This window comes from Paenibacillus sp. FSL P2-0089 (genome assembly GCF_038595095.1).
GTDB lineage: Bacteria > Bacillota > Bacilli > Paenibacillales > Paenibacillaceae > Paenibacillus_AQ > Paenibacillus_AQ silagei.
In genome coordinates this window covers 3,077,315-3,104,091 of the sequence record NZ_CP152006.1, presented here as the reverse complement: position 1 = coordinate 3,104,091, position 26,777 = coordinate 3,077,315, and the positions used below count along the sequence as shown (strand labels likewise).

Below are 26,777 nucleotides of genomic sequence, written 5' to 3'. Positions count from 1 at the left end.
CAGAAGAGATCCGGCCTCTTGTGTATCCTATAGTACCAGAGCCGAGAACCGCTTCCAGGACTCAGCGAGATTGTCATGCGCCCAGTTCACATGATTCTCATCCTTGTACTGGCGCGAATAACATTCTATAAGCATGATAAGGTCCAGATACAGGTCATATAGCTGCTTACGCAGCCCTTCATTCCGGCTGGCAAAAGCCGACCCATACCCTTCATAGAACGCTGCCGAGCTCTCGAAATGCCGGAAATAATACTCCAGCAGCACATCGCCCCACATCGCCCGCTCCCAGTCAATGATGGATACGATTACCCCATCCCTTACAAAGATGTTGCCGTTCCACAGATCCCAGTGCACCAGGCGCGGCTGCGTCACTTCATCCAGAGCAGGCAGATACAGCTCCAGCACCTGTTCTATTTCCTGCTGTTCTGCGGGCAATCGTGCACCCAGTCTGACCGCATCCTGAAGCAGGTTCAGCAGCATAGACCGGAAGGTCTCCCTCCAGGTGAGCCCGCTCCCGTCAGACTCTTTGCCGAACAGCCCGAAGGCCGGCCCTTCAATCGCATTGATTCTCCGCTGATACTGACCCAGCTCGTATTCAATGGAATACCGCTGTTCCTCAGTGAGACTCTCCTTCACCTCGTTATACGGCTGCCCTTCAATCTTCTCCATGAAAAAATACGGACACGGAACCAGCTGCAGACTGTCGTCATAGCTGTACACTTCCGGCACAGGCACACCGCCAGCAGCACGTACCAGCCGGAGAGCCTCCACCTCAGCACGCATGATATCCTTCTCGTAGCTAAGAGTCTCTGTCTCCGGGTCCGGAGCCACCTTAAGAATGACGGAGCGGCCGTCGCTAAGCTCCAGGTCATAAGCCGTATTGAAGAATCCGGCAGTCAACTCCCTGCTGCTGGCGATCTGCACATCTGTCCCAAAGGCTGCGGCAGTCAAGAGACTAAGCTGCCAGTCGTTCAATTGGACTTTAGTGAAGCTCTCCACCGGTTAGACCCACCACATCTCAGACAGCGGCTCTTCGATCAGCACCTGCTTGAGATTGTCAACCGCTTTGGAGAAGCCTTCTTCAATGGACATCAGGCCGTCTTCATGCTCAATGCTGACTACAAAGTCGTAGCCTACCAGACGCAGTGCGCTCATCATATCTGCCCAGACCTTGACATCGTGTCCGTAGCCTACGGAACGGAACTGCCAGGCGCGGTCCAGCATATTCGTATAGGACTGCATGTCCGTCAGGCCATGCTTGTTGACGTTCACCGGATCAATAACGGTATCTTTCGCGTGGAAGTGATGGATTGCACCTTCACGGCCGAGAATATGAATGGCCTGTACCGGATCAATTCCCTGCCACCACATATGGCTCGGGTCAAGGTTCGCCCCTATGGCATCCCCGGCAGCTTCTCTTAATCTCAGCAGGGTAGCCGGAGTGTGTACCGAGAAGCCTCCGTGCAGCTCAAGACCAATCTTCACATCATGTGCAGTGGCGAAGGCCGCCTGCTCTGTCCAATAAGGAATGACCTTGTTCTCCCACTGCCAGGCCAGAATCTCCTGGTAATCATTCGGCCATGGGGCAACCGGCCAGTTCGGATATTTCGCGCCTTCATGATCGCCCGGACAGCCGGAGAAGGTATTCACAACCTTGACGCCCAGCTTCTGTGCAAGCTTCACGGTGTCTACAAATACTTCGTGATCCTTGTCTGCCAGCTCCTTCTGCGGGTGCAGCGGGTTGCCGTGGCAGCTTAGCGCGCTGATGATCAAGCCACGGGATTCAATCGCGTGCTTGAATTCCTGAAGGGCCGCTTCATTCTCCAGCAGCTCTTTGGGATTGCAGTGGCTGTTTCCAGGGTACCCTCCGGTACCGATCTCAACGGCTTTCAGTCCTTTGGAGACCACATAATCCAGTGCATCCTCCAGCTTGCGGCCGCCGAACAACACCATAAATACTCCAAGTTTCATTTGCAGATTCCACCTCTCCTAAGGTTGTATTGAAGCCTGCTTAAGCTCCGTAGATATCGAAATTCTTAACCGTCTCGTTACGCTCTGCTGCTTCGAAGATCGCCTCAATAAGCTTCAGCACACGAAGCACCTCGGCATTTTTGACAATCGGCTCCGCCGTGCCTTCGATGACAGAGGCCAGATTATCATAGAAGCTGGAGGTCATCTCTAATGCCGCAGGCAGATCTTCAAGTACGGTCGAGCCTTCTGAAGGCGGGGCCATCGTCTTAGTCAAGCCTACACCTGCGCGGATGGGTGTCGGTTCAATCTTTTCCGATTCGTGGTTAGGGGCTACAATTCTGCCTCTCAGCGACCAGTCTTCAATAATAGCGGTTCCCCCGGTGCCCTTCACATACCATCTTGGCATCGTAATGAAATTGGTGGTCCCTACCTCGACGATGGCTCTGATGCCGTTCTCGAACTGCAGCACCGCATCGAATCCGTCATCCACGTTATTGCCGAGGATAAAGCTCAGACTGCTGCTGACACTGCTCACCTTGCTGTCAATCATGAACAACAGCTGATCCAGCAGATGCACACCCCAGTCCAGCAGCATCCCGCCGCCTTGCTCCTTCACATGACGCCAGTCGCCGGGAATTCCGTTGGCACCATGCACCCGGGATTCAATCTGAAAGAGTGATCCAATCGTCCCCCGCTCATACATCTCCCTGATTACGCGGAAATCCTCATCCCAGCGTCTGTTCTGGTGCACCATCAGCACCCGTCCGGCCGCCTCCGCAGCAGCCTGCATCTCGATGAATTCAGCCGAGGACATGGCAACCGGCTTCTCACAGACTACATGCTTGCCCATCTGAAAAGCCTGAAGGGCGATGTCCTTGTGCACATCATTCGGTGTAGCAATCAGAACGATGTCCACAGCCGGATCTGCCAGCAATTCTTCAAAGCTGGAATACGCAGTGTAGCCTGCTTCCTCAGCCAAGGCGCGCCGCTCTGCCAGCAGATCGAAGGCACCGGTCACTACCACCCGGTCACTCTCTTTGATTAATTGGGTATGGTAGCTTCCCATTCCGCCGTAACCAACGATGGCTACAGTATGTTTGATTGAACTCATGGATTCCACTCCTGTTTGTCTGATAGTCGCGTGACCCGGAGAAGCTCTTAGTTGTCAGAACTTCCGTCGAAATATACGGCGCGTCCGGTACGTGCTGATTCATACACCGCTTCAAGAATCTGGGTAACTACGAAGGCCTGCTCCGGCAGAACCACCGGGTCCTTGTCTTCTCTTACGGCTTCCAGCCACAGACGGGCTTCACGGTCTGCTTCATTCTCTGCAGCTCCGCTGTAGAAGGCGACACCGCCGGAGGACAGGTCCACCTTGGTCTCATACAGGCGGCCGGCACGTTCGCCATTCAGACGCAGCCCGTCCTTCATATCCGCTCCGCCTTCCGTTCCGGCAAGCATGGTCTTGGCTTCACCGAATTCGGACACATTCAGCGCCCAGCTGGATTCAAGTACAATTGTAGCACCGTTCTCCATTGTAATGAAGCCGAAGGCGGAATCTTCAACCTTGAATTGCTCAGGGTCCCACGGACCGAAGGCATTCGCGGCGTTCTTCTTCTGGCCCAGCTTATGGAAAGTGGAGCCTACTACCATACGCGGCTTATAGTTATTCATCAGCCAGAGTGTCAGATCCAGCGCATGGGTACCAATATCGATCAGCGGACCTCCGCCCTGCTTCTCTTCATCCAGGAACACGCCCCAGGTTGGAACCGCGCGGCGGCGAAGCGCAATAGCCTTACCGTAATAGATATCGCCAAGCTCCCCTTCTTCACACAGCCCCTTCAGATATTCACTGTCTGCGCGGAAACGGTTCTGATAAGCGATGGACAATTTCTTGCCAGTACGCTTAGCGGCATCCAGCATTTCCTTAGCCTGTGCAGTGGTCTTGGCCATCGGCTTCTCACACAATACATGATTGCCGGCTTCCAGTGCAGCAACCGTAATCTCGGAATGGCTGTCATTCGGCGTGCAGACATGCACGATATCGAATCCGCCCGTTGCCAGCAGCTCACGGAAATCGGTAAATACGGCAGCGCCTTCCGAGCCGTAAGTCTTGGCAGCCTCCTGGGCACGTTCTTCCACGATATCACAGAATGCCACCATTTCGGCATCCTCCTGACGGGCAAGGCTTGGCATATGTTTGCCGTTTGCGATACCACCGCAACCGATAATAGCAATTTTGAGTTTGTTAGACATGAATACTTCCTCCTTGATTCTCATATGTTTTGATCCAGTTCAAGCTGTCAGCGACACTACCAAGCGGCGAGCGGCTGCAGAAGTCCTGCTCCACCACTGCCCATTCCACACCAGCGCTAGCTGCTGCTTCAATGATCGCAGCCAGATCCACTTCACCTTCGCCGAGTACTACAGTCTCCGGTGAGCCGTCTTCTTTCTTCTTCAGATCCTTGAGGTGGATGATCGGCAGGCGGCCTGCATACTTACGGATATATTCTGCCGGATCATATCCGCCGTAATACACCCAGCATGTATCCATCTCCACTTGAAGCTGCTCAGCAGGCACCGCTTCGAACAGATAATCAAAGGCCGGCTGGCCGTCAACCTTCTCCGTGAATTCAAAATCATGATTATGATAAGACAGAACAGCACCGGCAGCCTTGCATTTCTCGCCGATGGTCCGCAGACCCGCGGCTACCTCCGGCCAGTTCCGTTGTTCTTCTGTCAGATAAGGCACGATCAGATTGCGGTTGCCGATCTCCAGATTGAAGGTGATCTCCTGCTCCGTATCATTCAGCATCGCATCGTACGGGCGGTGTGCTCCGACAGCAACAAGCCCTGTCTCTTCAAGCAGCGCCTTCACCTGCCCGGCCGTACGGCCGAAATAGTGGAAGAACTCCACACCGCTGTAACCCAGCTCGGCTACCTTACGTATAGTTCCCTCGAAATCCTGTTCCAGTTCTTCTCTCAGCGTGTACAGCTGCAGTCCAACCTTAAGCATTGTTATTCCCACTCCTTATATGATCCGGAGTTATCCTGTTCTTGCTGCCGCCGCACTCCCGGTTACCTTCCCTGAAGCGCATCACCTGAACAAACGGGCTGTAAACATTGGAGAACGCAGCGTTCTCATGGTTTCATCCACTGCTTCCAGAGTTTGTAAATGTAGCGATTAGCGCCGCAATACGGCCTTCTCCACATCATTTATATGTTTTTTGCTTAGCTACATGGTAATATGAAAGCGTATATAATAAAATGAATAATATGATTAAAACATGAACAATCTGCTTATCATTTATTAGACTAGGAGGGACACATGACAACATCTGCCGCTTGCCACATTCTATCCGCCGGATTCTCCTTCCACCGCAAACCATTTCATATGTCACGCAGCGAGGGTGTACAATATTATCTGCTGCGGCTCCAGACTGAAGGGCGCAGCCGCACCAGGGAGAACGGAGCCATTACGACCGTTGAGAGCGGTGATCTCATGCTGTTCGCACCGAATGATCCCTACTACTTGAGTATCGACAAGGAAGTCTATCCCGTCGGCAAGCCGAGGATCGAGAGCGGTGACTATCATATCTTTTGCAGCGGCCCGTGGATTGAAGAATGGTGGGGACGCAAGCAGCGTCCGGCGGTACTCCGCCTGCCGATGAGTGATCATATTCTAGGCCTCTTCCGCCAGCTTGTGCTGGAGCAGCGCCGCTTGTCGGACTCCTCTCCGGATATCTCTGCTTGTTATCTGCAGATTCTATGTATGGAGATTGACCGGCTGATGATTGATCAGCCCGCGATCTCACCGAAGGCTTATCTGGCTTACCGGATGAAGCAGTACGTTGAGGAACACGCCTCTTACGCCTTCCGGCTGGAGGATGTGGCCGCACATGTGGATATCTCGGTCTCCCGGGCGGTTCATCTGTTCAAGGAAGCCTTCGGCACCACGATTGTCAAATATGTAAATGATGTACGGCTGGATATGGCCCGGGAAAAGATTACGTTCAGCCCCATGCCGCTGGAGCATGTCTCCGAGACCTGCGGTTTTGCGAACTATACCTATTTCCACCGGATTTTCCGCAGCCGGTTCGGCATGTCGCCCAAGGAGTACCGTATTCACAGCAGGGCACAGGTATAAGTATTACCCCGCTGCTCCCAGGCATGCAAAAGGAGCGCCATCATGGAAGATCCGCTCCTTGTGTTTGACCTTATTCAGTTGCTGGCGTTTGCCGGGTGTAACTCTGACATGCTGGGAGATGGCCCCGTAATCCTGATTGAGTCTGCGGTTTCTTTCTGCACACCATGTGCCTGAGCGCTCTGCCTTAAGCAGCGCCTTCTGCGTTCTTGTCCGTGCCATAAGCGGCGACACTCCTTGTCAATCGTATATTCAGTGCGGCTGCACTGTCTGTTCAATTTTAACACAATATCTTAATCGCTGCCCGGTACTCTTCACTATAATCATCTCTTACCGCATGTTAGCTCCTTGTTGCCTAAAGCGCGGCTTGCAGTAGAACAGCCTGTTACAGTATCCTTGAGGAGCAAGCTACATACCTGTGATCATAGGAATACAACCGGAAGAATGAGGAGGAACACTATTATGAAATATGATGTGCTGTATGACGGCGCCTTCGCCATGCTTAAGGTCCTGCTGGAGCCGGGCGAGAGCGTTAAGGCGGAGATGGGTGCGATGGTCGCCATGTCACCGAATGTGGAGCTGCGGGGCACCGTGGACGGCGGAATTATGCGCGGCCTGGGCCGCATGCTGAGCGGGGAGAAATTCTTCTTCCAGGAGCTGACCGCCACGCGCGGACAGAGTGAGGTGCTGCTCTCACCCGGTTCTATCGGGGATGTACAGGCCATTGAGCTGGACGGGTCGTACAAGCTGATCGTACAGAAGGACGGCTTCCTGGCGGGAACCCAAGGCATTCAGGTCAATACCAAGATGCAGAATCTGACCCGCGGCCTGTTCTCCGGCGAAGGCTTCTTCATTCTGGAAATCAGCGGCAGGGGCACCGTCTTCCTCTCCTCCTTCGGAGCGATTCACGCCATTAACCTCGGACCGGGCGAAGAGATGATCATCGATAACGGACACCTTGTAGCTTGGCCGGACTATATGGATTACAAGGTGGAAAAAGCAGCCTCCGGCTGGCTGAACAGCTTAACCAGCGGCGAGGCCCTGGTCTGCCGGTTCCGCGGCGAAGGGGTGATCCTGGTTCAGACCCGCAATCCCGGCAGCTTCGGAACCTGGATCAAGTCCTTCGTTCCGAACCGCTCCTAGCAGCGGCATTTCGCAGATTCCGTAACTTCTTAATATTTGCAAGAAGGCGCAGGCTGAACTTCAGCCCTGCGCCTTCTGTGCGTTGCAGTTGTGCTTATGAGACGGCGCGGCAGTCCTTGTCGCCCTTGCAGCCGTTCTTTTGACAGCTATTATAGGTGCCTTTGAAATCGAGCCGGTGATCAGTCACACTGAAGCCATATTCACGGGCTACCCGCGCCTCCAGCTCCACCAGCCAATCATCCTTGATCTCTTCCAGCTTACCGCATACATTGCAGATCAGGTGATGATGCATATGCACATGATCGTCGTCGCGCAGATCATAACGGGCGACGCCGTCGCCGAAATTCATTTTTTGCACAATATGAAGTTCACACAGCAGCTCCAAGGTACGGTAGACGGTCGCCAGCCCCAAATGCGGGTAACTGCGCTTGACCAGCATATATACCTCTTCCACGCTTAGATGATCCTTCTCATTATCCAGCAGCACCCTCACTATCGCCTCACGCTGTGGTGTAAGCTTATAATTATGAGCCGCAAACTGCTGGCTGATATTTGCCACTCGGTTCACCCGGGTTCCCACCTTTCCGGAAGCAGAACAATTCCCGCAGAATAATTAGTAATCGTTACGATATAAGCATAACAAACTTGCCCGTCAAAGAAAAGTCCTGACACCAGTATAACACCACTTGCCCGTAATAGCCCCCCCTCTGCCGCTCCACGCACAGATAATATTTCTGCCGAAACCGGGTCCGCCCATTCCGAAGTGCCCGCTATCCCCATACTCTATATCAAGATCACATGAAACCTATAGGTGCTTATATTGAAACGAATATGTAAAAAAGTGAGGATGATCCGGATGGCGAAAGTACAACCTAAGCAGACGCAGCGGCTTGTAACAGCCCGTGTACTGCGCAGCGTAGCTGCGGCCATGCTGCCGTTCTACCGGAAAATTGCCGGAAACCGCAGTTATGCCAGGCAATGGACAACCGCGATTGTCACTGCCGACCTGGACCTGATGGGCAGCTTGCTCCACAGTATCCCCGCACTTGCGGATGCGGAGAATTACGGAACGAACGGGATCGGTTATTTCATCTCTTTCCCTTTCCCGCTGCCTGTTGCCTTCTATACTAACGGAACGACGATTCCGCCGGGAACCGCCCAGTTCACCTTCAATACAGACGCCCACCGCTGCATAGCGCGTTCCATCATCCCGTTGTACCACGAGCTTGCGGTTAACCGGAGCTTCGCGGAAGCGATGGCTGCCGCCATCCGGCGTAAGGACAACCGGGCGGTAAGGGCGATGGTCCGCAGCCATGTGAGAACAACGTCACTGAAATCCGTAACGATTGAAGAAAGCGGAATAGCCCTGCTGTTCAAGACCCGATTCAGCCGGTACCCCTACCGCAATCTGCTGTTTCAGGAAATGATGTAGCTGGCCGGACCTGTAGCACGGGATTCATTCGCTTGCAACCTTTTCTGATCTCATTACGTTAGAGGAGTTGATACAGGCCAAACGGCCCAACCCTATAATAGAGGTGGAATTCAGATGAGTATGAAAAAAAACACGATCGCAGCTATTACAGCAGTAACCCTCCTTTCCTTCTCTCTTGGCGGACAAATTTTCGCAGCTGGCAGCAGCTTCAAGGATATCGGCCAGGTGACCGGTAAGGATAAGATCAACTCTCTGAAGGAGCAGGGCCTGATCAAAGGCATCTCCGACACCCAATTTCTTCCGGCATCCACAGTAACTACAGCGCAAGGGATACAGTTTATCTCCGGCGGTCTCCAGCTTAGCCTGGCAGCGATTGATTTCAATAAGGCACCACAGGCAAGTGCGCTGTTCTCCAAAGTAAAAGACAATGCCTGGTACGCCGAAGCCTTCATCAATGCCCATTATAATGGTGTGAATATCCCGGCCAATATCGACCCGGCCAAGCCGATTACCAAAGAGCTGTATACCAGTATGCTGGTTCAAGCCTTGGAAAAGGCCGGTAACCTGCCGATGATCAATCTTGTCCCAGTTGAACTTACAGATGCAGACGCGCTGGACCCTTCCTATCAGGGCAGCATTCAGCGGGCGCTGAAATACAAGATCACTGCCCTCGATGCCAGCGGCAAGTTCAATCCGAAGAGCAATATTACCCGCGCTGAAGCAGCAGTAATGCTATATAACACGCTGGACTACTTGAAGTCCGTTAGCGATGGCGGCACACAGAAGTAAAGGAAAGTTGGATTCGTTCATACCGCTCCCCCGCGTATGATAGATAATAGGCTGTCCCGGAAGCCGTTACGGCTAGGGGCAGTCTTGTTTTTTTATTGTATTTGTAATGGAGTATAAATTACGGCGACGCTTAGGAGCACGCTCCGCAAACGGAATGTTGTTCCAATCGCTCTTGCATCCAGATTTTTTTCATTCCCCTAATCGGTGAAATCCGGATACAAAGGCGACCGCTCCGCTTCTCCACAATCATTCCGCCCGCTCCGCTGTTTAAGAGGGGAGTTACAAACACGGATTCAAGTGCACTTCTTCGTTTACGTTCGCCTACCACCTCATCTTCGCGTAAACACAATGTATGCTGTTTTTCATATACATTTGGTCTATATGCCTGCTTGCGGGCACAATGTATATTGTTTTTCACATACATTCAGACCGTGTGCCTGCTTGCGAGCACAATGTATGCTGTTTTTCACATATATTCAGACCGTATGTCTGCTTGCGAGCACAATGTATACTGTTTTTCACATACATTAGCTCATGAACTGTTGTACCAGCCATTTGCACTCGGTTTTACGCATGTACACTATATCCGCAATGGACAGTAACTATAATTTCCTACAAAACAATAAAAAGACAGACCAGGACTCCCCTCCCGGTCTGCCTTAATATACTCCGTCCCGCAATCACTCTTCCCCGCTGAGCCGGTTCAGGAATTGAAGTGCGCGCGGGTTCTTCGTCTGCTCCAGCACCTCCCGGGGGGTTCCCTGCTCCAGAATGACTCCGTTATCCATCAGGATGATCCGGTCGGCCACATCGGCCGCGAATTTCATCTCATGGGTGACGATAACCATCGTCATCCCCTCCCGGGCCAGCTGCTTGATGACCTTCAGCACCTCGCCGACCAGCTCAGGATCAAGCGCCGAGGTCGGCTCATCGAACAGCAGCACCTCCGGCGAGACCGCCATGGCGCGGGCTATCGCTACACGCTGCTGCTGGCCGCCGGACAGCTGATGCGGATACGCATCTGCCTTGTCTGCCAGACCCACCTTGTCCAAGAGTGCCAGCGCCTTGCTGCGCGCTTCCTCCTTGGAACGCTTTTGTACCGTGATCTGTCCCTCCATGACATTGCCGATCGCCGTCATATGCGGGAACAGATTATAGGACTGGAACACCATTCCTGTCTGCTGGCGCAGGGACAGTACGGTACGCTGTGGAATTTTGGCGCCCGGGGTGAAATCCAGCTTAATCGTGTTCAGCGTAAGACTGCCCTTGTCAGGGGTCTCCAGCAGGTTGAAGCAGCGCAGCAGCGTGGTTTTGCCGGAGCCGGAAGGTCCGATAATGACCATGACCTGGCCGTGTTCAACGGCGAGATCCACACCTTTTAGCACCGCAAGCGGCCCGAAGGACTTATGTAAATCGCGTATTTCAATCATGCGTATGCCTCCTTAACCTTAACTGGCCGAATACCGGTCCAGCCGCTTCTCCAAGTAATTCTGCAGCGCCGATAACACGGAACAGAACAGCAGATAGAACAACGCCGCTTCGCAATACAGCAGCAGGGGTTCATAGGAGGTCGCCACAATCTGCTGGGCTTTTCGGAAAATCTCAACATAAGTAATACTGGCCGCAAGCGAAGTATCCTTAACCAGGCTAATAAAAGAATTCGATAACGGCGGAACCGACACACGGGCCGCTTGAGGCAATATCACCCGGCGCAGAGCCTGCTTCCGGCTCATTCCCACCGAGAACGCGGCCTCCCACTGGCCTTTGTGGATAGACAGGATGGCAGCCCGGACAATCTCGGAGGAGTAGGCCCCAACACTGAGCGTGAACCCGATGACAGCAGCGATGAATGGATCAAGCACAATCCCGGCGGCGGGCAGTCCATAGAAAATAATAAACAGCTGCACCAGCAGCGGCGTTCCCCGAATCACCCAGACGTAGAAGCGGGCGATCAGCCTCGGAAGCCTCCAGGAGGACAGCCGGGCAAGTGCCGTAATTACAGCCAGCAGCAGGCCCAGGATGAATGATACCAGTGCTAACGGAAGGGTAAAAGCCACCCCTGCTTTGAACAGAGGCAGCAATGAATCGAGAAATATTTGTATTTGGCGGTCATCCATCATTTCGATACGTCAGTGCCGAAGTACTTCTCGGAGATCTTAAGGTAGGTTCCGTCGCTCTTCATAGCGGTCAGTGCTTCGTTCACAGCCTGCACCAGCTCGTCATTCCCTTTCAGGAAGACTGCGGCACTATGCGAGCCTTCGGCAATCTCATCCACCTGCTTGATCTTGACATCCGGCTTCTGCTTCTTCAGATCTAGGAAAGACAAGCCGTCATTGACAGTGGCGTCAATCCGTCCGGAGAGCAGCAGATCAATCGCCTGGTTGAAGCCTTCGGTAGATACGATCTCGGCACCGTTGTCTGTGGCGATTTTGCCGAGGTTGCTGGTGAGCGACTGGCCGGCTTTTTTACCCTTGAGATCAGCAAATGTCTTAATATCCTGATTATCCTCCGGCACGATCAGCACAGCCTTGGAGACAATATACGGATCGGAGAAATCATATTTCACTTTGCGCTCATCGGTGATAGAGACTTCATTGAAAATCACATCGAAGCGCTTCGCATCCATCCCGGCAAAAATCCCGTCCCACTGCGTCTCAATGAACTCCGGCTTCACACCCAGGCGCTTGGTGACTTCTTCGGCGATCTCGACATCGAAGCCCGTCAGCTTGCCGTCTGCATCATGGAAGGTGAACGGTGCGTAGGTCCCTTCGGTTCCGATGCGCAGCTTGCCGCTGGCTTTGACGGCTTCCAGGCTGTTCTGCTCCCCGGAAGCTGCACCCTCTGTAGCCGCAGCCGTAGGTTCAGCCGGAGTGTTGCCGCCCGTTGCTGTCTTGTCCGTATTGTTGCTTCCGCAAGCCGCAGCCGTGACCATGGTCAGGAGCAGCATAATAGTTAGACTTAGTTTTTTCATTCGATGAATCCCCTCTCGTATCTTCTTCTCTTCAGGCACCGTAATTAGTGGCAAAATGAATCGTAACACCGGGGTGTTACCTGCGTCAATAACTTTTTCCGATTATATACATCGGATTTATATTGTATTGATTTTCCATAGCTTAGCTTGCCCCAAATTCTGCTCCTGCATCAGGATATTCAGAACAGAAATCAACAAAAAAAAGCGACCCTCCGGCAAAAGGAGAATCGCTGCTCTATGGATGTTACAAGCTCTGCTTCTGTGTGGGCATAGCTATACGTGCATGATTTCCGGGGCCGCCTTTTCCTTGGAACGCTCAGCTCCGGAATGGCGGCCCCGGCGCAGCAGCAGTCCAAGGACCGCACCGCCAAGTGCGACAAACATCATAATGTGGAACGTGTCCGCGAAGCCCTGCGACAATACCGTCTGCTTAGCCAGCAGCAAGGCATCCTGCGAAGCGCCTGCGGTACTCTTTCCGGCAGCGGCAGCGGCCTCCTGCATCTCGGTACCGCGCGCCGTTGTTCTTGCCGTCAGAATCGTAACCAGCGTCGAGACGGCCAGCGAGGTAATCACCTGCTGCATCGAATTCGTCAGCGAGGTTACCCGGTTCACCAGATGACTTGGTGCCTTGTTGAGCAGATGCGTATTCATCGGCATCATCATCATACCCATTCCGGCCCCGCACATGATCAGCGGAAGGATCAGGTCGCGGCTCTGAGTGGTAAGATCCACATGGGAATACTGGAATAACGCACCGGAGACCAGACTGAGACCGCAGACCACGAGCCAGCGCACACCGATCCGGTCGAACAGGATTCCGGCAACCGGCATCATCAGCCCGGAAGCGATCGCTTGCGGCAGCAGCGTCAGGCCGGTATCAAATGCGCCGAAGCCGCGGGCCTGCTGCAGAAATTGCGGGAGCAGGAATAACGCGCCATATAAGCCGAACTGGGCAATCCACTGCACGATGATCCCTGTCGTGAAATCAACGGATTTCAGAATCCGCAGCTCCAGCAGCGGTGTCTTGGAGCGCAGTTCAGCGATGACAAAAGCGATCAGCGCCACAGCGCCCAGCAGCAGCCCGATCAGCGTCTTCTCAGAGGTCCAGCTCTGCGCGCCCTGGCTGACCCCGTAAGTGAGCGAAGCAAACGCCAGCGGGCCAAGAACCATACCGAGCTTATCCATGCCGGGCACGCTGTTCTTCGCCGCATTCGGCAGCTTGCGCAGTCCGATCAGCACAGCAATGATGCCAATCGGAATATTAATGAGGAAGATCCAGCGCCAGGAATGGTATTCAACCAGCCAGCCCGACAATACCGGACCAATAGCGGGTGCGAACAGGACGGGAATGCCCATAATCCCCATGACAACGCCAACCTTACTTTTGGGAGCCAGTCTGTACACATAGGCCATCCCGACAGGGAGCACACAGCCGCCGCCAAGTCCTTGAATGACCCGAAAAACAATCAGCCATTCGGCGCTGCTTGGTGTAGCGCACAGAATCGAGCCTATCGTAAACACAATTACCGCCGTCAGGAAGACCGTCTTGGCCCCGAACCGGTCAGACAGCCAGCCTGACAGCGGAATAACTGAAGCCTGAGCCAGCATATATCCGGTAACTACCCACTGCAGCGTATGCAGGTCCGTCTTGAAATCCACCACCAGCCTGGACAAGGCTACATTCATCGCCGTACTGTCCAGCACAACCATAAATACTCCGGCAATAATGGCCAGCAGCGGAACCAGAATGCTGGACAGCCGGAAATCGGCTTCCTGCTTCAAGGTCTGATCCATGTCTCTTCTCCTCCTGAGCTGTCCGCGTTCTACATTGACCTGCGGGCAGATTGTTCTATATAATGAGTGAACGGACAACTGTCCGTAAGTGCAATTCATAGTCTACGGACAATTGTCCGTTGTGTCAATTCTTTTATTTATTTTTCTGTAAATCGCTGATTTATTTCTGAAAGGGGTTCTCATGAAAAAGCCAGACACCGATGCTGCACAGCTCCCGCGCTCAGCTCCGCAAGCCAAAGAATCCGCTCCGCCCGAGTCCGCCGATCCTTATGTACAGCGGATTCTTGAAGCTGCCCGCCATTTGTTCACCGAGAGCGGACTTGAGGCAGTCAGCATGTACAGCATTGCCAAGCGGGCAGGCATAGGACAAGGCTCCCTGTACCGCCGCTTCACGGACAAGGGTGAGATCTGTTCTGCACTGCTGAAGGGCAGCGCAGATCAATTCCTGTCCGGGCTGGAGCAGCAGGTGGCTGCCAGTGCCGGTGAAGCTCCGGCTCTCGCTCAGCTGCAGAGCAGCATTGAGCAGATTGCCGATTTCATTGAGCAGTATGCTGAGCTGCTGAATATGATCAAAGCCGAGTTCACCGGTAAGAAGCAGCTGACCCAGTTTGAGCATCCTTTTTTTCAGCGGCTGGGGGTGATGATGACAGAGCTGCTGCAGCGTGCTGCGGAGGGCGGTGAGATTATTGACATTGATCCTGCCTTTGCGGCCACGGCCTTAATCTCTGTCCTCAGCCCAGATCTGTACCTGTATGAGCAAAAGCGGCACCACTCCTCCAAACTGGACATCTCCCGGGGCATCGTCACCTTGTTCGTGACCGGTCTGGCGAAGCGCTGACCGCCTGCTCTTTACAAGAGGGGAATTTGTGGTATATTAAGTAGCAATTACGAATTCAATAGCAATATTATTCACTAGGGGAGTCGGCCGACTGAGACGGAGCTTAAGCTCCGGACCCTTTGAACCTGATCTGGATCATACCAGCGGAGGGAAGTGGAGCAGAATGTATCAGTGGTTCCCGTCACAGGGCCGCAGCCGACTGTACCTTCCGCCCCATTCATTGCCTCCGGGAATGAATGGGGCTTTTTTGTGCTCCGTGCAGGTTCTATTTCAATCCGGGGAGGCTTGTACATAGTCTTATGATCAACATTAGCAATCTATCTTATGCTTTCGGGACCGGTTCGTCCCGGACACCCGTCTTCTCAGAGCTATCCATGAATGTGCAGCGCGGCGAATTCATTTCTGTTGTAGGCGGAAGCGGATGCGGTAAAAGCACCTTGTTCAAAATCATCGCCGGCCTGCTGGAGCCGGACAACGGCAGGATTACGCTGAACGGAGCCGAGTCCGCTACAGCAGCGAAGAGGCTGGGCAGTGTGGCCTACATGCCGCAGCAGGATCTCCTCCTGCCTTGGCGGACCGTAATGGACAATTGTCTGCTGCCCTGGGAACTCAAGCGCAGCCGTCCCAAAGCGGCCGCCGTGGCCGAGATTCGTACCCTGCTGCAACGCTTCGGCCTAGAGGGAACCGAAGGGGCTTATCCCCAGGAGCTGTCCGGCGGGATGCGCCAGCGCGTGGCGGTCCTCCGCACCGTGGCGGCGGGGAATGACCTGCTGCTGCTCGATGAGCCGTTCGGGGCGCTCGATGCCATTACGAAGCGCTCACTACAGCGCTGGCTGCTCGAGTTATGGGCGGAGCTGGACAAGACGGTGCTGTTCATCACCCATGATCTGGAGGAGGCTCTGCTGCTCAGTGACAGAATCTATCTAATGACGGGCAGTGGCGGCGGCGGGATGCAGGAATTCCCAGCTGGTCTCCCCCGTCCGCGTCATCACAGTCTGAACTATCTACCGCAGTTCGCCGCCCTGCGCCAGGAATTGGAGCTGAAGCTATATGAGAACCGCCGCTCCTAGAAGATTGCTCCAGCATTACGGTCCGGCTGCCCTGCTCGCCCTGCTGACGCTTGCAGTCTGGGAGACTGTAGCCCGGCTGGGCCTGGTTCCTCCCTTCATTCTTCCGGCTCCGTCTGCGGTCTGCAAGGCCTTGGTGGAGGAACGCCGCCTGTTATTCGGGGTGCATCTGCCGGCTACACTGCTTGAAGTGCTCACAGGCTTCGCATTGTCTGTGGTCTGCGGCAGCCTTCTGGGAATCGCCATGCACCTGTTCAGTCCGCTGGCCAAGGCGCTGTATCCGCTGCTAATTATCAGCCAGACGGTTCCGCTGATCGCGCTCTCTCCCCTGTTCATCATGTGGTTCGGCTACACCCTATGGAGTAAGGTCGCTGTTGTCTTCCTGACCGCTTTCTTCCCGGTGGTCATCGGCACCTATGACGGCTTGTCCAAGAACACGGACGCCTACCGGGAGCTGCTGCTGACATATGGCGCGAACCGCTGGCAGATTCTCGGGAAGGTGGGCGTTCCGCTGGCCCTGCCCTCTTTTTTCTCCGGACTGAAGCTGTCGGCTGTGTACTGTGTGATCGGTGCAACCATCGGGGAATGGCTTGGAGGCAGCCAGGGGCTGGGCTATTTCAGCCGCAGAATGGCAGGGAATCTCCAGAGTGCCAAGATGTTCGCCGCTGTTGTCTTGTTATCCGTGCTCGGTATCCTGCTGTTTCTGGCTGTCGCCGCACTGGAGAAGATTATTCTGAAGAAAAGAGGACATTATTCATGACTACTATCCGCTATTTCCGTTATCTGCACCATGCGATTTCAAGGCCAACCGTTCTACTGTCTGCTCTGCTGCTCAGTATGCTGCCCGTCCTGGCAGGCTGCACCAATACGAACAGTCCGGCGGCCTCCGGCTCTTCGGCGGGGACTACAGCCACTTCTGAAGCTGGGACTGGAGCCGAAGGCGCAGTCCATAAGCTGACGATTATGCTCGACTGGTATCCCAATGCTGTCCACTCTTTTTTGTATGCGGCAGAGGCTGAAGGCTATTTCGCTGAGGAAGGTCTGGAGGTTGATATTCAGATGCCGGCCGATACCAATGATGCGCTGAAGCTTGTTGCTGCGGGAAAGGTGGACCTGGCACTCAGTTACCAGCCGCAGGTATTGATGGCACGGGGGGAGCAGATTCCGGTCAAGTCGATTGCTGCGCTGGTGCGCCACCCGCTGAATCATCTCATCGTAGCTGCAGACAGCGGCATTACCCGCCCGGGAGAGCTGTCCGGCAAGCAAGCCGGATATTCCTCCGTCCCGTTGTATGAAGCCATGCTGAGCACGATGGTCAAAAGCGACGGCGGGGACCCTTCCTCCCTCAAGCTGGTGGATGTCGGCTATGAGCTGATCCCTGCTCTCTCCACCGGACGGGTGGATGGCATTATGGGCGGGTTCATCAACCATGAGCAGCTGATTCTAGAGCAGGAGGGCCATCCGGTCCGCTCCTTCAATCCTGTGGATTACGGGGTCCCGGACTATTATGAGCTGGTGCTGGTCGCCAGTGAGCAGGGACTGCAGGATTCGCAGGGCTTTTATCACAAATTCGTGGATGCCATCAGAAAAGGCCAGCAGTATACTGCCGATCACCCGGATGAAGCGCTGAAGCTGCTGCTTACCCATCAGGAGGATACCGCACCGCTGGATGAAGCCATTGAGCAGCGCAGTCTGGAGATCCTGCTGCCGCTGATGGATGCCGGTTCCCAGCCCTTCGGCTATCAGGACAGCGCATCATGGGAGAAGGTGAACCAGTGGCTGAGTGAGAACGGTCTGCTGGCTGCCGAAGTGGATGTTAAGAATGCTTTTATTAATTTTTAATTACATCTTTCAGGAGGAATTCATATGTCTTATCTGTCCAAAGTACGCCAGACGAACCCGCTGGTGCATAATATCACGAATATCGTAGTTGCTAACTTCACAGCTAATGGGCTTCTGGCCCTGGGAGCTTCGCCGTTCATGGCCGATGCCATTGAAGAAGTAGCGGATGTCGCCGCCATGTCCGGCGCGGTTGTGCTGAACATCGGTACACTGAATGAAGCTGCCATTGCTTCCATGATCGAGGCCGGAAAGGCTGCGAACCGCCACCATGTACCGCTCGTGCTTGATCCCGTTGGAGCCGGTGCTACCGCCTACCGCACGGATGTTACAGCTAAGCTGCTCAGTGAGCTACAGCTTACTGCGCTGCGCGGCAATGTGGCCGAGGTTGCCAATGTGGCCGGGGAGAGCTGGGCTAGCAAAGGCGTGGATGCCGGGGCCGGCGAAGGCGATGTAGTAGCTCTGGCGAATAAGGCAGCGCAGAAGCTGAACTGTGTCGTGATTATCACCGGCAAGGAAGACATCATCACGGACGGCAAGCGCACTTATATCGCCAGCAACGGGCATTCCATCCTGACCCGGGTAACCGGAACCGGCTGTCTGCTCAGTGCGGTGGTGGGTGCATTTCTTGCCGTAAGCGGCGGGGAGGTGCTTGAGGCGGCGGCCGAGGCCCTCTCCTTCTACGGCGTGGCAGCAGAGCTTGCCGCTGAGGCGGCTGAAGCCCAAGGTCCGGGCAGCTTCCAGACCTTGTTCCTGAATCAATTGTCACTAGTGACCCCGGAGCAATACAGCAGCCGCTCACGGCTGAAGCTGCTCGAAGCCTAGAAAGCGCACCTCAAAGGAGAGAACAAGATGACTAGCATACGCAAAGCGTTGACCATTGCCGGCTCTGACAGCGGCGGCGGGGCCGGGATTCAGGCGGATTTGAAGACGTTTCAGGAGCTGGGAGTGTACGGCATGTCTGCACTTACTGCACTCACCGCCCAGAATACATTAGGAGTCCAGGGCGTCTATCCGATGGAGCCGGAGACCGTTGCAGCCCAGCTGGATTCGATCGGCAGTGATCTGCCGCCGGATGCCATCAAGACTGGGATGCTGTTCAGTGGTGACATCATCCGCGTAGTTGCCGGTAAAGTACAGCAGTACGGCTGGCAGCAAAAGCTGGTGATCGATCCGGTCATGGTCGCCAAGGGCGGCTCACAGCTGCTGCTCCAGGAGGCAGTACAGGCGCTGATTACAAGCCTGCTTCCTCTCTCGCTTGCCATCACCCCCAATCTTCCAGAAGCAGAGATGCTCACAGGAATGAAGATTCAGGGCCGGGAAGACCGGGAACAGGCGGCTAGACTGCTTCATCAGATGGGACCCGAGTACATTATCTTGAAAGGCGGACATGACTCCTCAGGAGATGAGGCAGTGGATCTGCTCTATGACGGACGGGAATTCCAGTATATGTCCAGCCCGCGGATTGCGACGAAGCATACTCACGGAACCGGTTGTACCTTCTCGGCTGCGGTGACGGCGGGTCTTGCGCTGGGCCGCTCCATGCCTGAAGCGGTCCATACCGCCAAGGCCTTCATTCAAGCGGCGATTGAGGATAGTCTGAATATCGGGGCCGGGCAGGGGCCGACGAATCATTTTGCTTATGGGAACCGGATGAGAACTAGGGGGATACTGCTATGACACGGATAGATAGCGAGGACATGCGCAGACTGCTGAAGCTGTACTTCATTATGGGCAGTGTGAACTGCCGCCAATCACCGGAGGACACTTTAACCGCTGCTGCCGCTGGGGGCATCACTCTATTCCAGTTCCGGGAAAAGGGTCCCGCTGCGCTCAAGGGTGCCGCACTGCTCCGTCTAGGGCAACAGCTCCGGCAGATCTGCCGGGCCTATAACATCCCGTTCATCGTGAACGATGATCTGGAGCTTGCCGCTGCGCTGGATGCCGATGGCATTCATGTCGGCCAGGATGATCTGCCTGCCCGGCTGATCCGGGAGCAGCTCGGTGAGCATAAGATCATCGGAGTCTCCGCACATAATCTGACGGAAGCCCGGCAGGCTATCGCGGACGGCGCCGATTATCTCGGAGTCGGTCCTGTCTATCCTACCTCGTCCAAGGATGATGCCCAGGCCGTCCGGGGAACTACTGTCATTGAAGAGCTAAGACGAAGCGGCCTGAGCATTCCTGTGGTGGGAATCGGCGGCATCACCCTGGAGAATGCCCCACCGGTAATCCGGGCGGGAGCGGATGGTCTCTCCATCATCTCGGCCATTGCCGGAGCTGAGGATATACGCGAGACTACGCGGAGATTCGCGCAGCTCGTCACCGCTCCTTCTTCATAATTTAAAACCAGGCACGCTGCGGGTGGAACAATGTTGGTGGAACGATGCGGGTGCCTCATGCCACGCATAGGGTGTACCTCACTTTTCCACCCGTCTGCTTTGTGACGACATATAGCATTAACCAGGGCGCATACCCATTGTGTTCGGTTTTCCGATTACATTCGGCTTACGTGGCGCGCCCGGTCCAATTATATTCGGTTTTCCGCATACATTCCGCTTACGTGGCGCACCAAGTCCAATTGTGTTCGGTTTTCCGCATACATTTGGCCTACGCGACACGCCAAGTCCAATTGTGTTCGGTTTTCCGCATACATTTGGCTTACGCGACACTCCCGGTCCAATTGTGTTCGGTTTTCCGCATACATTTGGCTTACGCGGCGCGCCCTGTCCAATTATGATCGGTTTTTCGATTACATTTGGCTTACGCTACCCCCTCTGTCCCCGCGTAATCTGCCCATAACAATAGTAGAATAGAATTGTCCGTCTGCCAGCCGCTTGTCTCTGCGCAGGACACCCTCGACCTCGAAGCCAAGGCTCTCATAGAGCCGGATCGCCTTGTCATTCCTCTCCAGAACCTTCAAGCTCAGCTTATCCAGACTGATGGTATCCGCCCAGCCGATAGACTGCTCCAGCAGGCTCCTGCCGATTCCATATCCCCAGAATTCCTGCAGCACCCCGACTCCGAACTCGGCCTGATGGGCCAGCCTGCGAAGCGGCCTTCCTTCACATCTGGCGAAGCCCGCCAGCCTGTCCTGAACCTCGGCAACCAGGAACAGGTTCGTGCCGCTGGCCGTATCCGCCGCTATAAGCGACCCGAAGCCCTCCGGGCCGATGAATGCTTCCCCCTGAACCCGGTCTAAATTCTCCGTCTCCCCCTCGATCTTCAGCCTCAGCGCGGACAACTGGAGGGCATCTTGCGGTGAGGCGGATCTCACCGTGTAGCGGAGCCCTTTATTTTCATATCCCTGTGCAACAATAATCATTCTGCTTCTCTCCTCCCAAGCTTAAGGCTGCAATCTCGTTCTCCGGTTCATACCAACCTATCCAGTTTAGCATTTACTTCCGGAAAATCCAGGCGTATAATGCCCATGACAGACATGTTGCAGGATTATTTTTACATATATAGTATCCCTAAAATTCAAGCAAAGCTGGTGACCCTATTGTCGAGAGGCTTCAGAGCCATGGGACCCGGAGGAGGCTTCGGGCATGGCAAATTAAAGTTCAATGAGGAGGAGGCGAAGCCGGATATATCCAAAGCGCTGCTATTACGCATCGTCAAATATTTCGCTCCGTACTGGAAGCAGACGCTGCTGGTGATGACCGTGCTGTGCATCTCCGCAGTGCTGGGGCTGCTCCCTCCTATCCTGATTCAGCAGATCATTGACCGGGCGCTCCCGGACAAGAATCTGCAGCTGCTCTTCCTGCTGGTTGCCGCCTCGCTGGCTACAACGGTTTTGTCAGGACTGCTCGGTGTGCTGCAGAATTATTTGAACTCTTTTATCTCCCAGAATATTGTCCATGATATGAAAAACCAGATGTACCGCCATCTGCAGAGCATGCCGCTGCAGTTCTACTCAGGCGTCAAGCAAGGCGAGGTCATCACCCGGATGACCAGTGACATTGCCGGAATTCAGGGCGTCTTCAACAGCACCATCGTCAATTGTGCCAGCAATCTGTTCATTCTGATCTCCACAGCGTTAACCCTGTTCATCATGAACTGGAAGCTTGCGCTGCTAGGCATCCTGGTCATTCCCTTATTCATCGTGCCGACCCGCAAAATGGGCAATGTCCGCTGGAAGCTGGCCAAAGAGACGCAGGAGAAGATCTCGGAGCAGAATCAGATCATTGAAGAGACGCTCAGCCTCAGCGGGTACATGCTTATGAAGCTGTTCACCAGAGAGGACACCGCACTGGCAAGCTTTCAGACCGTAAACGCCCAGGCGACACGGCTGCAAATCCGCGAATCGATGGCCGGCCGCTGGTTTATGCTGGTCCTTACCACCTTCACCAGTATTGGGCCGATGCTGATTTATCTGTACGGGGGTTATCTATTCATCCAGGGAGAGCTGAGCATTGGAGCAATTATCACCTTCGTGGCACTGCTGAGCAGATTGTATATTCCAGTTATGCAGATGACCAATCTCTATGTCGATGTGAACCGTTCGGTGGCGCTGTTTGAACGGATTTTTGACTATTTTGATATGGACCCGCTGATTGTGGATGCTAAGCTGGCTCTTCCAATCCGGGTTGAGGGACAAGACATCGTCTTCGAGCAGGTGAATTTCGCCTACGCCCCGGACAAGCCCGCTCTGAGCGGGATCTCCTTCACGGCAGTCGCCGGATCACTGACTGCCCTGGTCGGACCCAGCGGAGCAGGCAAAACCACCATTACCAACCTGATTCCCCGGCTCTATGAGCCGGATTCAGGCGTGATCCGTATCGGCGGCAAGGACATCCGCGAGTTCACGCTGCATTCGCTTCGCTCACAGATTGGCCTAGTCACCCAGGACACGTACCTATTCAACGGGACGATCCGCGAGAATCTGCTCTATGCCAAAGCTGAAGCCACGGAAGCCGAGCTGACGGCCGCCTGCGAAGCTGCTTTTATTCATGATTTCATTCTGAAGCTGCCTGAGGGCTACAACACGGTTGTCGGCAACCGGGGAATCAAGCTGTCCGGCGGTGAAAAGCAGCGGATGTCCATCGCGCGCGTGCTGCTCAAGAATCCGCCCATCATCATTATGGACGAGGCCACCTCGTCGCTGGACACGGTATCGGAATATTACATCCAGCAAGCCATGCATGAATTGCTGCGGGGCAAGACCAGCATGGTCATCGCCCACCGTCTCTCTACCATCATGGCTGCCGACAATATTCTGGTTGTTCAGGATGGCAGGATTGTGGAGTCGGGGCAGCACGCTTCCCTGCTGGCAGAGAATGGGGTATACCGGGATTTGTACAACAAGCAGTTTCAGCGGGAAGATTCATAAGCCAGTAGGTGCGGCCGCAGCACATGAAAAAGAGATTCCCGGAGCAGCATCACCTGCCCCGGAAATCCCTTCTCTTCTTGTCCGCGATCAGTCCGGCTTATCGCGTAGAACGCAGCGGCTTCAGCTTATCTATCCAGCCGCTGATTTGTTCAGCCGTCTCCGTGCTGCGCAGCAGCCGTTGATATTCGTCCACATAACCGCCGTCACCGGCAAGCTGTCCGGCCCACTCATGGAACTCTTCGAACCGCGTCAGCGCGACACTGCGCTGCCCGAGAATCAGATAGGCGTTCAGCAGCTGCTCTAACGTCTGCTCGGACGGATTGTTTTTATACTCCTGCTCACTGAGCTGAAGCTGATCTACCGCATATTGCTTGGTTAGCAGCTTATCCGGCACATAATTCGTCCCTTCCAGCTGGTAGATGCCCATCAGCGCCGGACCCAGGGGGGATTGACCCGGATAAGGGCTGGCCAGCAGATCCTCGCTCCCGTCCTGATCCACATCCTCATAATACACGCTGAACAGATCGTTAACCGTTACCTGCATCGTTCCGTCGATCTCTTCGACTACAATAGACGCGTACGCGGGACGGTTGTCCATCAGACTGAACAAGAAGGTATTCCGGTTGTTCTGCACCACGGCTTCAGCCCAGAGCTGCTCCTCCTCATTCCAAATGCCGCCGCCTTCCAGGGTAAGCCCGGCCTTCTTGCTGTCAAAGACCATTTTGCCCTCCTTAACGATGGCGAACTGTGTATAGCTGAACTCTCCCTTATTCCAGTAATACACCTGAAAAATCTGCCCGTTCAACTGAACCGCATCCATATGTACGAATCCCGAATACTCATCTGCAATCTCAGGGGACACTTCCGCGAGCGCTGCGGCAGCCGCGTCTTCCTCCTGATGCCCTCCAGGTGCTGCTGAGAGATCCGCTGCCGGGGAAGCGGCTGGCGCTGCAGACGGATCTGCTGATCCGCCATCCCCTGTTCTTGAGCAACCCGCTATGATCGCTAAGGCTATCAATAAGCTAATAATCCGCATGTAATCCTCCTAAATGTCGTGTCGTGGTAGCATGACTTCCTGTATACCTGTCCGGGAGCCCGCTTCGGAAGCCGTACTGGTATGTGAGTTGCCCCTAATCTTCCAGTCTGGCATGAAGCTCTGCGAGCTCTTCCTCCGTCAGCCGTCTCCACTGCCCTTGCGGAAGACCGCTGAGCGTGATATGCATAATCCGTATCCGCTCCAGGCGGAGCACACGGTAGCCCAGCGCCTTGCACATCCGGCGGATCTGCAGATTCAGCCCTTGGGTCAGAATAATCATGAACTCCTGATCCGAGATCCGCCGGGTGAGGCATGGCTTGGTCCGGGTCTCCAGAATATCTATACCCGCTGACATCTCCGCCAAAAAGTCTTCCGTGACCGGCTTATCCACGCTCACCCGGTATTCCTTCTCATGACTATGCTCGGAACGCATCATCCGGTTGACAATCGACCCGTCATTGGTCAGCAGAATCAGCCCTTCCGAGTGCTTGTCCAATCTGCCGACGGCAAAAATCCGGGAGGGATAGTTGATATAATCTACGATATTCCCTTCCACATGCCGGGCGGCTGTACAGGTAATGCCTACCGGCTTGTTCAGCGCCAGGTAGACCCGCTCCTCCCGGTCTGGAGTCACAGTAATTCCGTCTACAGCTACCGTATCTCCAGGCTCCACGCTTGCTCCAGGCGTACAGACCTTCCCGTTAATCGTGATCCTTCCGGCGGCAATCAGCCGGTTCGTCTCTCTGCGCGGATAGACACCGGTCTCACTGATGTATTTGTTAATTCTCATGAAGTACCCGCTTTCAGGTCCTACATATGAAAGAACACCTGATTCACATAGCCATCAGATGTTGCCTCCAACCTATAACCCTTATATTTGGTAATTATCAATGGGCAGATGTCCGCTTATTTAGCGCCTCCGGTTTTGTTGCTGCCGCTGCTGCTCTTAGCCGGTTTGGCTCCTTTGGCACCTGGGCTTCCGGGAGGGCCGCTTCGGGCCGGCTTCACGGGTTTTGCCGTCTTATTCCAGCGGGTCCAGCCCTTGCTGCCTGTTCCTCTACCTGTGCCGCCGCCTTTACTTTTTGCCACAATATCACTCCGTCAATATTCAGTTTTCGTCGTACATTACTCTATCTTACCATTATTTCGGGCGGATTGTCAGGTCCAACTGCAAACAGCCTGCGCGGAGAGCCTCCGGCAGGCTGCATAACAGGTATCTATCCAAGAGCATAGAGTGGCTTATTTAGGCTGAATATATCCTTCGGCCTTAAGCAATTCGGCGATCAGTACCGCACCGCCGGCAGCGCCTCTCACCGTATTGTGGGACAGGCTGACGAATTTGTAATCGTACAGTGAATCCTCGCGCAGGCGTCCTGCGGAGATGCCCATGCCGTTCTCAATATCGCGGTCCAGACGGGTCTGCGGACGGTTCTCTTCCTCAAAATACGTGATGAACTGCTTAGGAGCACTCGGCAGACCGAGCTCCTGCGGACGTCCCTGGAAGCTGTTCCAGCGTTCCAGAATCTCCTCGCGGGAAGGCTTCTGCTCAAAGGAAGCAAAGACAGCCGCCATATGGCCGTCAGCCACAGGTACACGAATACACTGTGTGGTGATTACCGGCTGCTCGCTTGGCACGATCCCTTCACTGGTTACCTTACCCCAGATCCGCAGCGGCTCCTGCTCGCTCTTCTCTTCTTCCCCGCCGATGAAAGGAATCACGTTATCCACCATATCCGGCCAGTCCGCGAAGGTCTTGCCTGCACCTGAAATCGCCTGATAAGTGGTTACAACCACCTTGGAAGGCTTGAACTCATGAAGTGCATTCAGAGTAGGCATATAGCTCTGAATGGAACAGTTCGGTTTCACGGCGATGAAGCCGGTCTCTGTCCCCAGACGTTTGCGCTGCTGGGCGATAACCTCCAGATGCTCCGGGTTAATCTCGGGAATCACCATCGGAACATCAGGTGTCCAGCGGTGTGCCGAATTGTTGGAGATCACCGGAGTTCCGGTACGCGCATAAGCTTCTTCCAGCGCCTTGATCTCTTCCTTCTTCATATCTACGGCGCAGAAGATCAGATCCACATCCGCAGCCACTTCCTCTACCTTGGAGGCATCTTGAACCATAATGCCTTTGACTGCTTCCGGCATAGGGGTAGAGAGCTTCCATCTGCCTTGAACAGACTCCTCATAGGACTTGCCGGCTGAATTCGCGCTCGCCGCAATCGCCGTTACCTGAAACCATGGATGATTCTCCAAAAGTGCAATGAAACGCTGGCCGACCATACCGGTACCGCCAACAATACCCGCTCTGAGCTTCCTCGACATAAGAAATTCATTTCCTTTCAAGCAGCGCCTAGCGAAAGGTGCTTTTTAATAACCGATTATAAATGATAGCGGCATGTTACACAATATGTGATTACA

The 26,777-nt window shown here is 54.5% G+C and carries 28 protein-coding genes and 1 riboswitch; of the genes, 12 read left to right on the top strand and 16 right to left on the bottom strand.

Going from position 1 to position 26,777, the window contains the following annotated elements:
• Nucleotides 1–27 precede the first annotated feature (27 nt).
• The 5 genes from NST69_RS12720 to NST69_RS12700 are packed head-to-tail and all read right to left on the bottom strand — an operon-like array spanning nt 28 to nt 4,987.
• Nucleotides 28–999, bottom strand: a complete 972-nt coding sequence (locus NST69_RS12720; RefSeq protein WP_209873295.1) for an aminoglycoside phosphotransferase family protein — start codon at nt 997–999, stop codon at nt 28–30.
• A gap of 3 nt (nt 1,000–1,002) precedes the next feature.
• Complete coding sequence (locus NST69_RS12715; protein ID WP_036729128.1) at nt 1,003–1,971, bottom strand: sugar phosphate isomerase/epimerase; 969 nt, start codon at nt 1,969–1,971, stop codon at nt 1,003–1,005.
• Nucleotides 1,972–2,011: 40 nt separating this feature from the next.
• Complete coding sequence (locus NST69_RS12710; RefSeq protein WP_342549474.1) at nt 2,012–3,082, bottom strand: Gfo/Idh/MocA family oxidoreductase; 1,071 nt, start codon at nt 3,080–3,082, stop codon at nt 2,012–2,014.
• Between the two features lie 47 nt (nt 3,083–3,129).
• On the bottom strand, nt 3,130–4,227 hold the full coding sequence (locus NST69_RS12705) for a Gfo/Idh/MocA family oxidoreductase (RefSeq protein WP_036729132.1): 1,098 nt from the start codon (nt 4,225–4,227) through the stop codon (nt 3,130–3,132).
• Nucleotides 4,220–4,987: a sugar phosphate isomerase/epimerase gene (locus tag NST69_RS12700; protein ID WP_036729134.1), complete on the bottom strand. Its 768-nt coding sequence runs from the start codon at nt 4,985–4,987 to the stop codon at nt 4,220–4,222. Before NST69_RS12700 ends, NST69_RS12705 begins: the two co-directional genes overlap by 8 nt.
• Before the next feature lie 312 nt (nt 4,988–5,299).
• Here NST69_RS12700 and NST69_RS12695 point away from each other — a divergent pair, with 312 nt between their 5' ends.
• Complete coding sequence (locus NST69_RS12695) at nt 5,300–6,118, top strand: helix-turn-helix domain-containing protein (RefSeq protein WP_036729137.1); 819 nt, start codon at nt 5,300–5,302, stop codon at nt 6,116–6,118.
• A 3-nt stretch (nt 6,119–6,121) separates the two neighbouring features.
• Here the strand turns inward: NST69_RS12695 and NST69_RS12690 are convergent, their stop codons facing one another.
• Nucleotides 6,122–6,337: a hypothetical protein gene (locus tag NST69_RS12690; protein ID WP_036729140.1), complete on the bottom strand. Its 216-nt coding sequence runs from the start codon at nt 6,335–6,337 to the stop codon at nt 6,122–6,124.
• A gap of 240 nt (nt 6,338–6,577) precedes the next feature.
• On the opposite strand from NST69_RS12690, the gene NST69_RS12685 reads away from it, so the two are divergent.
• Entirely contained in the window at nt 6,578–7,258 is a 681-nt protein-coding gene (locus NST69_RS12685) for a TIGR00266 family protein (RefSeq protein ID WP_036729143.1), read from the top strand.
• A gap of 94 nt (nt 7,259–7,352) precedes the next feature.
• On the opposite strand, the gene NST69_RS12680 is transcribed toward NST69_RS12685, so the two are convergent.
• Nucleotides 7,353–7,826 (bottom strand): transcriptional repressor, encoded by a 474-nt coding sequence (locus tag NST69_RS12680; RefSeq protein WP_036729146.1) that lies wholly within the window; start codon nt 7,824–7,826, stop codon nt 7,353–7,355.
• A 288-nt stretch (nt 7,827–8,114) separates the two neighbouring features.
• On the opposite strand from NST69_RS12680, the gene NST69_RS12675 reads away from it, so the two are divergent.
• Entirely contained in the window at nt 8,115–8,690 is a 576-nt protein-coding gene (locus tag NST69_RS12675; protein ID WP_342549473.1) for a hypothetical protein, read from the top strand.
• 114 nt (nt 8,691–8,804) lie between these two features.
• The gene (locus NST69_RS12670) at nt 8,805–9,479 is read left to right on the top strand and encodes an S-layer homology domain-containing protein (protein WP_342549472.1); all 675 of its coding nucleotides are present in this window, start codon (nt 8,805–8,807) and stop codon (nt 9,477–9,479) included.
• Nucleotides 9,480–10,159: 680 nt separating this feature from the next.
• Here the strand turns inward: NST69_RS12670 and NST69_RS12665 are convergent.
• From NST69_RS12665 to NST69_RS12650, 4 genes are all read right to left on the bottom strand, one after another.
• Entirely contained in the window at nt 10,160–10,909 is a 750-nt protein-coding gene (locus tag NST69_RS12665; protein ID WP_036729154.1) for an amino acid ABC transporter ATP-binding protein, read from the bottom strand.
• Nucleotides 10,910–10,927: 18 nt separating this feature from the next.
• Complete coding sequence (locus tag NST69_RS12660) at nt 10,928–11,596, bottom strand: amino acid ABC transporter permease (protein WP_036729156.1); 669 nt, start codon at nt 11,594–11,596, stop codon at nt 10,928–10,930.
• On the bottom strand, nt 11,596–12,450 hold the full coding sequence (locus NST69_RS12655) for an amino acid ABC transporter substrate-binding protein (RefSeq protein ID WP_036729159.1): 855 nt from the start codon (nt 12,448–12,450) through the stop codon (nt 11,596–11,598). The genes NST69_RS12660 and NST69_RS12655 overlap by 1 nt, the downstream gene beginning before the upstream one ends.
• A 273-nt stretch (nt 12,451–12,723) precedes the next feature.
• Nucleotides 12,724–14,244: a DHA2 family efflux MFS transporter permease subunit gene (locus tag NST69_RS12650; RefSeq protein ID WP_339313968.1), complete on the bottom strand. Its 1,521-nt coding sequence runs from the start codon at nt 14,242–14,244 to the stop codon at nt 12,724–12,726.
• Between the two features lie 181 nt (nt 14,245–14,425).
• On the opposite strand from NST69_RS12650, the gene NST69_RS12645 reads away from it, so the two are divergent.
• From NST69_RS12645 to thiE, 7 genes are all read left to right on the top strand, one after another.
• Nucleotides 14,426–15,082: a TetR/AcrR family transcriptional regulator gene (locus NST69_RS12645; RefSeq protein ID WP_342549471.1), complete on the top strand. Its 657-nt coding sequence runs from the start codon at nt 14,426–14,428 to the stop codon at nt 15,080–15,082.
• A 66-nt stretch (nt 15,083–15,148) separates the two neighbouring features.
• Nucleotides 15,149–15,251: riboswitch (TPP riboswitch) on the top strand.
• Between the two features lie 130 nt (nt 15,252–15,381).
• Complete coding sequence (locus NST69_RS12640; RefSeq protein WP_342549470.1) at nt 15,382–16,152, top strand: ABC transporter ATP-binding protein; 771 nt, start codon at nt 15,382–15,384, stop codon at nt 16,150–16,152.
• Nucleotides 16,133–16,909 carry an ABC transporter permease gene (locus tag NST69_RS12635; RefSeq protein ID WP_342549469.1) on the top strand — a complete coding sequence of 259 codons (777 nt, stop codon included), beginning with the start codon at nt 16,133–16,135 and terminating at the stop codon, nt 16,907–16,909. The genes NST69_RS12640 and NST69_RS12635 overlap by 20 nt, the downstream gene beginning before the upstream one ends.
• A complete protein-coding gene (locus tag NST69_RS12630; protein ID WP_342549468.1) occupies nt 16,906–17,991 on the top strand; it encodes an ABC transporter substrate-binding protein in 1,086 nt (361 codons plus the stop codon). Before NST69_RS12635 ends, NST69_RS12630 begins: the two co-directional genes overlap by 4 nt.
• Nucleotides 17,992–18,009: 18 nt before the next feature.
• Nucleotides 18,010–18,813: a hydroxyethylthiazole kinase gene (gene thiM, locus NST69_RS12625; protein ID WP_342550169.1), complete on the top strand. Its 804-nt coding sequence runs from the start codon at nt 18,010–18,012 to the stop codon at nt 18,811–18,813.
• Nucleotides 18,814–18,840: 27 nt separating this feature from the next.
• Nucleotides 18,841–19,668, top strand: a complete 828-nt coding sequence (thiD, locus tag NST69_RS12620) for a bifunctional hydroxymethylpyrimidine kinase/phosphomethylpyrimidine kinase (RefSeq protein ID WP_342549467.1) — start codon at nt 18,841–18,843, stop codon at nt 19,666–19,668.
• Entirely contained in the window at nt 19,665–20,330 is a 666-nt protein-coding gene (gene thiE / locus NST69_RS12615; protein ID WP_342549466.1) for a thiamine phosphate synthase, read from the top strand. The genes thiD and thiE overlap by 4 nt, the downstream gene beginning before the upstream one ends.
• A gap of 410 nt (nt 20,331–20,740) precedes the next feature.
• Here the strand turns inward: thiE and NST69_RS12610 are convergent, their stop codons facing one another.
• A complete protein-coding gene (locus tag NST69_RS12610) occupies nt 20,741–21,313 on the bottom strand; it encodes a GNAT family N-acetyltransferase (RefSeq protein ID WP_342549465.1) in 573 nt (190 codons plus the stop codon).
• 198 nt (nt 21,314–21,511) lie between these two features.
• Here NST69_RS12610 and NST69_RS12605 point away from each other — a divergent pair, with 198 nt between their 5' ends.
• Nucleotides 21,512–23,320, top strand: a complete 1,809-nt coding sequence (locus NST69_RS12605; protein WP_342549464.1) for an ABC transporter ATP-binding protein — start codon at nt 21,512–21,514, stop codon at nt 23,318–23,320.
• Nucleotides 23,321–23,417: 97 nt separating this feature from the next.
• Here the strand turns inward: NST69_RS12605 and NST69_RS12600 are convergent, their stop codons facing one another.
• The 4 genes from NST69_RS12600 to asd all read right to left on the bottom strand — a co-directional run bounded on the left by NST69_RS12600 (nt 23,418) and on the right by asd (nt 26,681).
• Entirely contained in the window at nt 23,418–24,356 is a 939-nt protein-coding gene (locus NST69_RS12600; protein WP_342549463.1) for a hypothetical protein, read from the bottom strand.
• A 94-nt stretch (nt 24,357–24,450) separates the two neighbouring features.
• Nucleotides 24,451–25,146: a pseudouridine synthase gene (locus NST69_RS12595; RefSeq protein ID WP_342549462.1), complete on the bottom strand. Its 696-nt coding sequence runs from the start codon at nt 25,144–25,146 to the stop codon at nt 24,451–24,453.
• 116 nt (nt 25,147–25,262) lie between these two features.
• Nucleotides 25,263–25,448 (bottom strand): DUF3934 family protein, encoded by a 186-nt coding sequence (locus NST69_RS12590; protein WP_036729188.1) that lies wholly within the window; start codon nt 25,446–25,448, stop codon nt 25,263–25,265.
• Between the two features lie 147 nt (nt 25,449–25,595).
• The gene (asd, locus tag NST69_RS12585) at nt 25,596–26,681 is read right to left on the bottom strand and encodes an aspartate-semialdehyde dehydrogenase (protein ID WP_209873247.1); all 1,086 of its coding nucleotides are present in this window, start codon (nt 26,679–26,681) and stop codon (nt 25,596–25,598) included.
• Nucleotides 26,682–26,777: the final 96 nt, after the last annotated feature.

Coding starts and splice junctions, on each gene's coding strand:
- NST69_RS12715 (WP_036729128.1), bottom strand. CDS start 1,971: ATGAAACTTGGAGTATTTATGGTGTTGTTCGGCGGCCGCAAGCTGGAG.
- NST69_RS12710 (WP_342549474.1), bottom strand. CDS start 3,082: ATGAGTTCAATCAAACATACTGTAGCCATCGTTGGTTACGGCGGAATG.
- NST69_RS12705 (WP_036729132.1), bottom strand. CDS start 4,227: ATGTCTAACAAACTCAAAATTGCTATTATCGGTTGCGGTGGTATCGCA.
- NST69_RS12700 (WP_036729134.1), bottom strand. CDS start 4,987: ATGCTTAAGGTTGGACTGCAGCTGTACACGCTGAGAGAAGAACTGGAA.
- NST69_RS12695 (WP_036729137.1), top strand. CDS start 5,300: ATGACAACATCTGCCGCTTGCCACATTCTATCCGCCGGATTCTCCTTC.
- NST69_RS12690 (WP_036729140.1), bottom strand. CDS start 6,337: ATGGCACGGACAAGAACGCAGAAGGCGCTGCTTAAGGCAGAGCGCTCA.
- NST69_RS12685 (WP_036729143.1), top strand. CDS start 6,578: ATGAAATATGATGTGCTGTATGACGGCGCCTTCGCCATGCTTAAGGTC.
- NST69_RS12675 (WP_342549473.1), top strand. CDS start 8,115: ATGGCGAAAGTACAACCTAAGCAGACGCAGCGGCTTGTAACAGCCCGT.
- NST69_RS12670 (WP_342549472.1), top strand. CDS start 8,805: ATGAGTATGAAAAAAAACACGATCGCAGCTATTACAGCAGTAACCCTC.
- NST69_RS12665 (WP_036729154.1), bottom strand. CDS start 10,909: ATGATTGAAATACGCGATTTACATAAGTCCTTCGGGCCGCTTGCGGTG.
- NST69_RS12660 (WP_036729156.1), bottom strand. CDS start 11,596: ATGGATGACCGCCAAATACAAATATTTCTCGATTCATTGCTGCCTCTG.
- NST69_RS12655 (WP_036729159.1), bottom strand. CDS start 12,450: ATGAAAAAACTAAGTCTAACTATTATGCTGCTCCTGACCATGGTCACG.
- NST69_RS12650 (WP_339313968.1), bottom strand. CDS start 14,244: ATGGATCAGACCTTGAAGCAGGAAGCCGATTTCCGGCTGTCCAGCATT.
- NST69_RS12645 (WP_342549471.1), top strand. CDS start 14,426: ATGAAAAAGCCAGACACCGATGCTGCACAGCTCCCGCGCTCAGCTCCG.
- NST69_RS12640 (WP_342549470.1), top strand. CDS start 15,382: ATGATCAACATTAGCAATCTATCTTATGCTTTCGGGACCGGTTCGTCC.
- NST69_RS12635 (WP_342549469.1), top strand. CDS start 16,133: ATGAGAACCGCCGCTCCTAGAAGATTGCTCCAGCATTACGGTCCGGCT.
- NST69_RS12630 (WP_342549468.1), top strand. CDS start 16,906: ATGACTACTATCCGCTATTTCCGTTATCTGCACCATGCGATTTCAAGG.
- thiD (WP_342549467.1), top strand. CDS start 18,841: ATGACTAGCATACGCAAAGCGTTGACCATTGCCGGCTCTGACAGCGGC.
- thiE (WP_342549466.1), top strand. CDS start 19,665: ATGACACGGATAGATAGCGAGGACATGCGCAGACTGCTGAAGCTGTAC.
- NST69_RS12610 (WP_342549465.1), bottom strand. CDS start 21,313: ATGATTATTGTTGCACAGGGATATGAAAATAAAGGGCTCCGCTACACG.
- NST69_RS12605 (WP_342549464.1), top strand. CDS start 21,512: ATGGGACCCGGAGGAGGCTTCGGGCATGGCAAATTAAAGTTCAATGAG.
- NST69_RS12600 (WP_342549463.1), bottom strand. CDS start 24,356: ATGCGGATTATTAGCTTATTGATAGCCTTAGCGATCATAGCGGGTTGC.
- NST69_RS12595 (WP_342549462.1), bottom strand. CDS start 25,146: ATGAGAATTAACAAATACATCAGTGAGACCGGTGTCTATCCGCGCAGA.
- asd (WP_209873247.1), bottom strand. CDS start 26,681: ATGTCGAGGAAGCTCAGAGCGGGTATTGTTGGCGGTACCGGTATGGTC.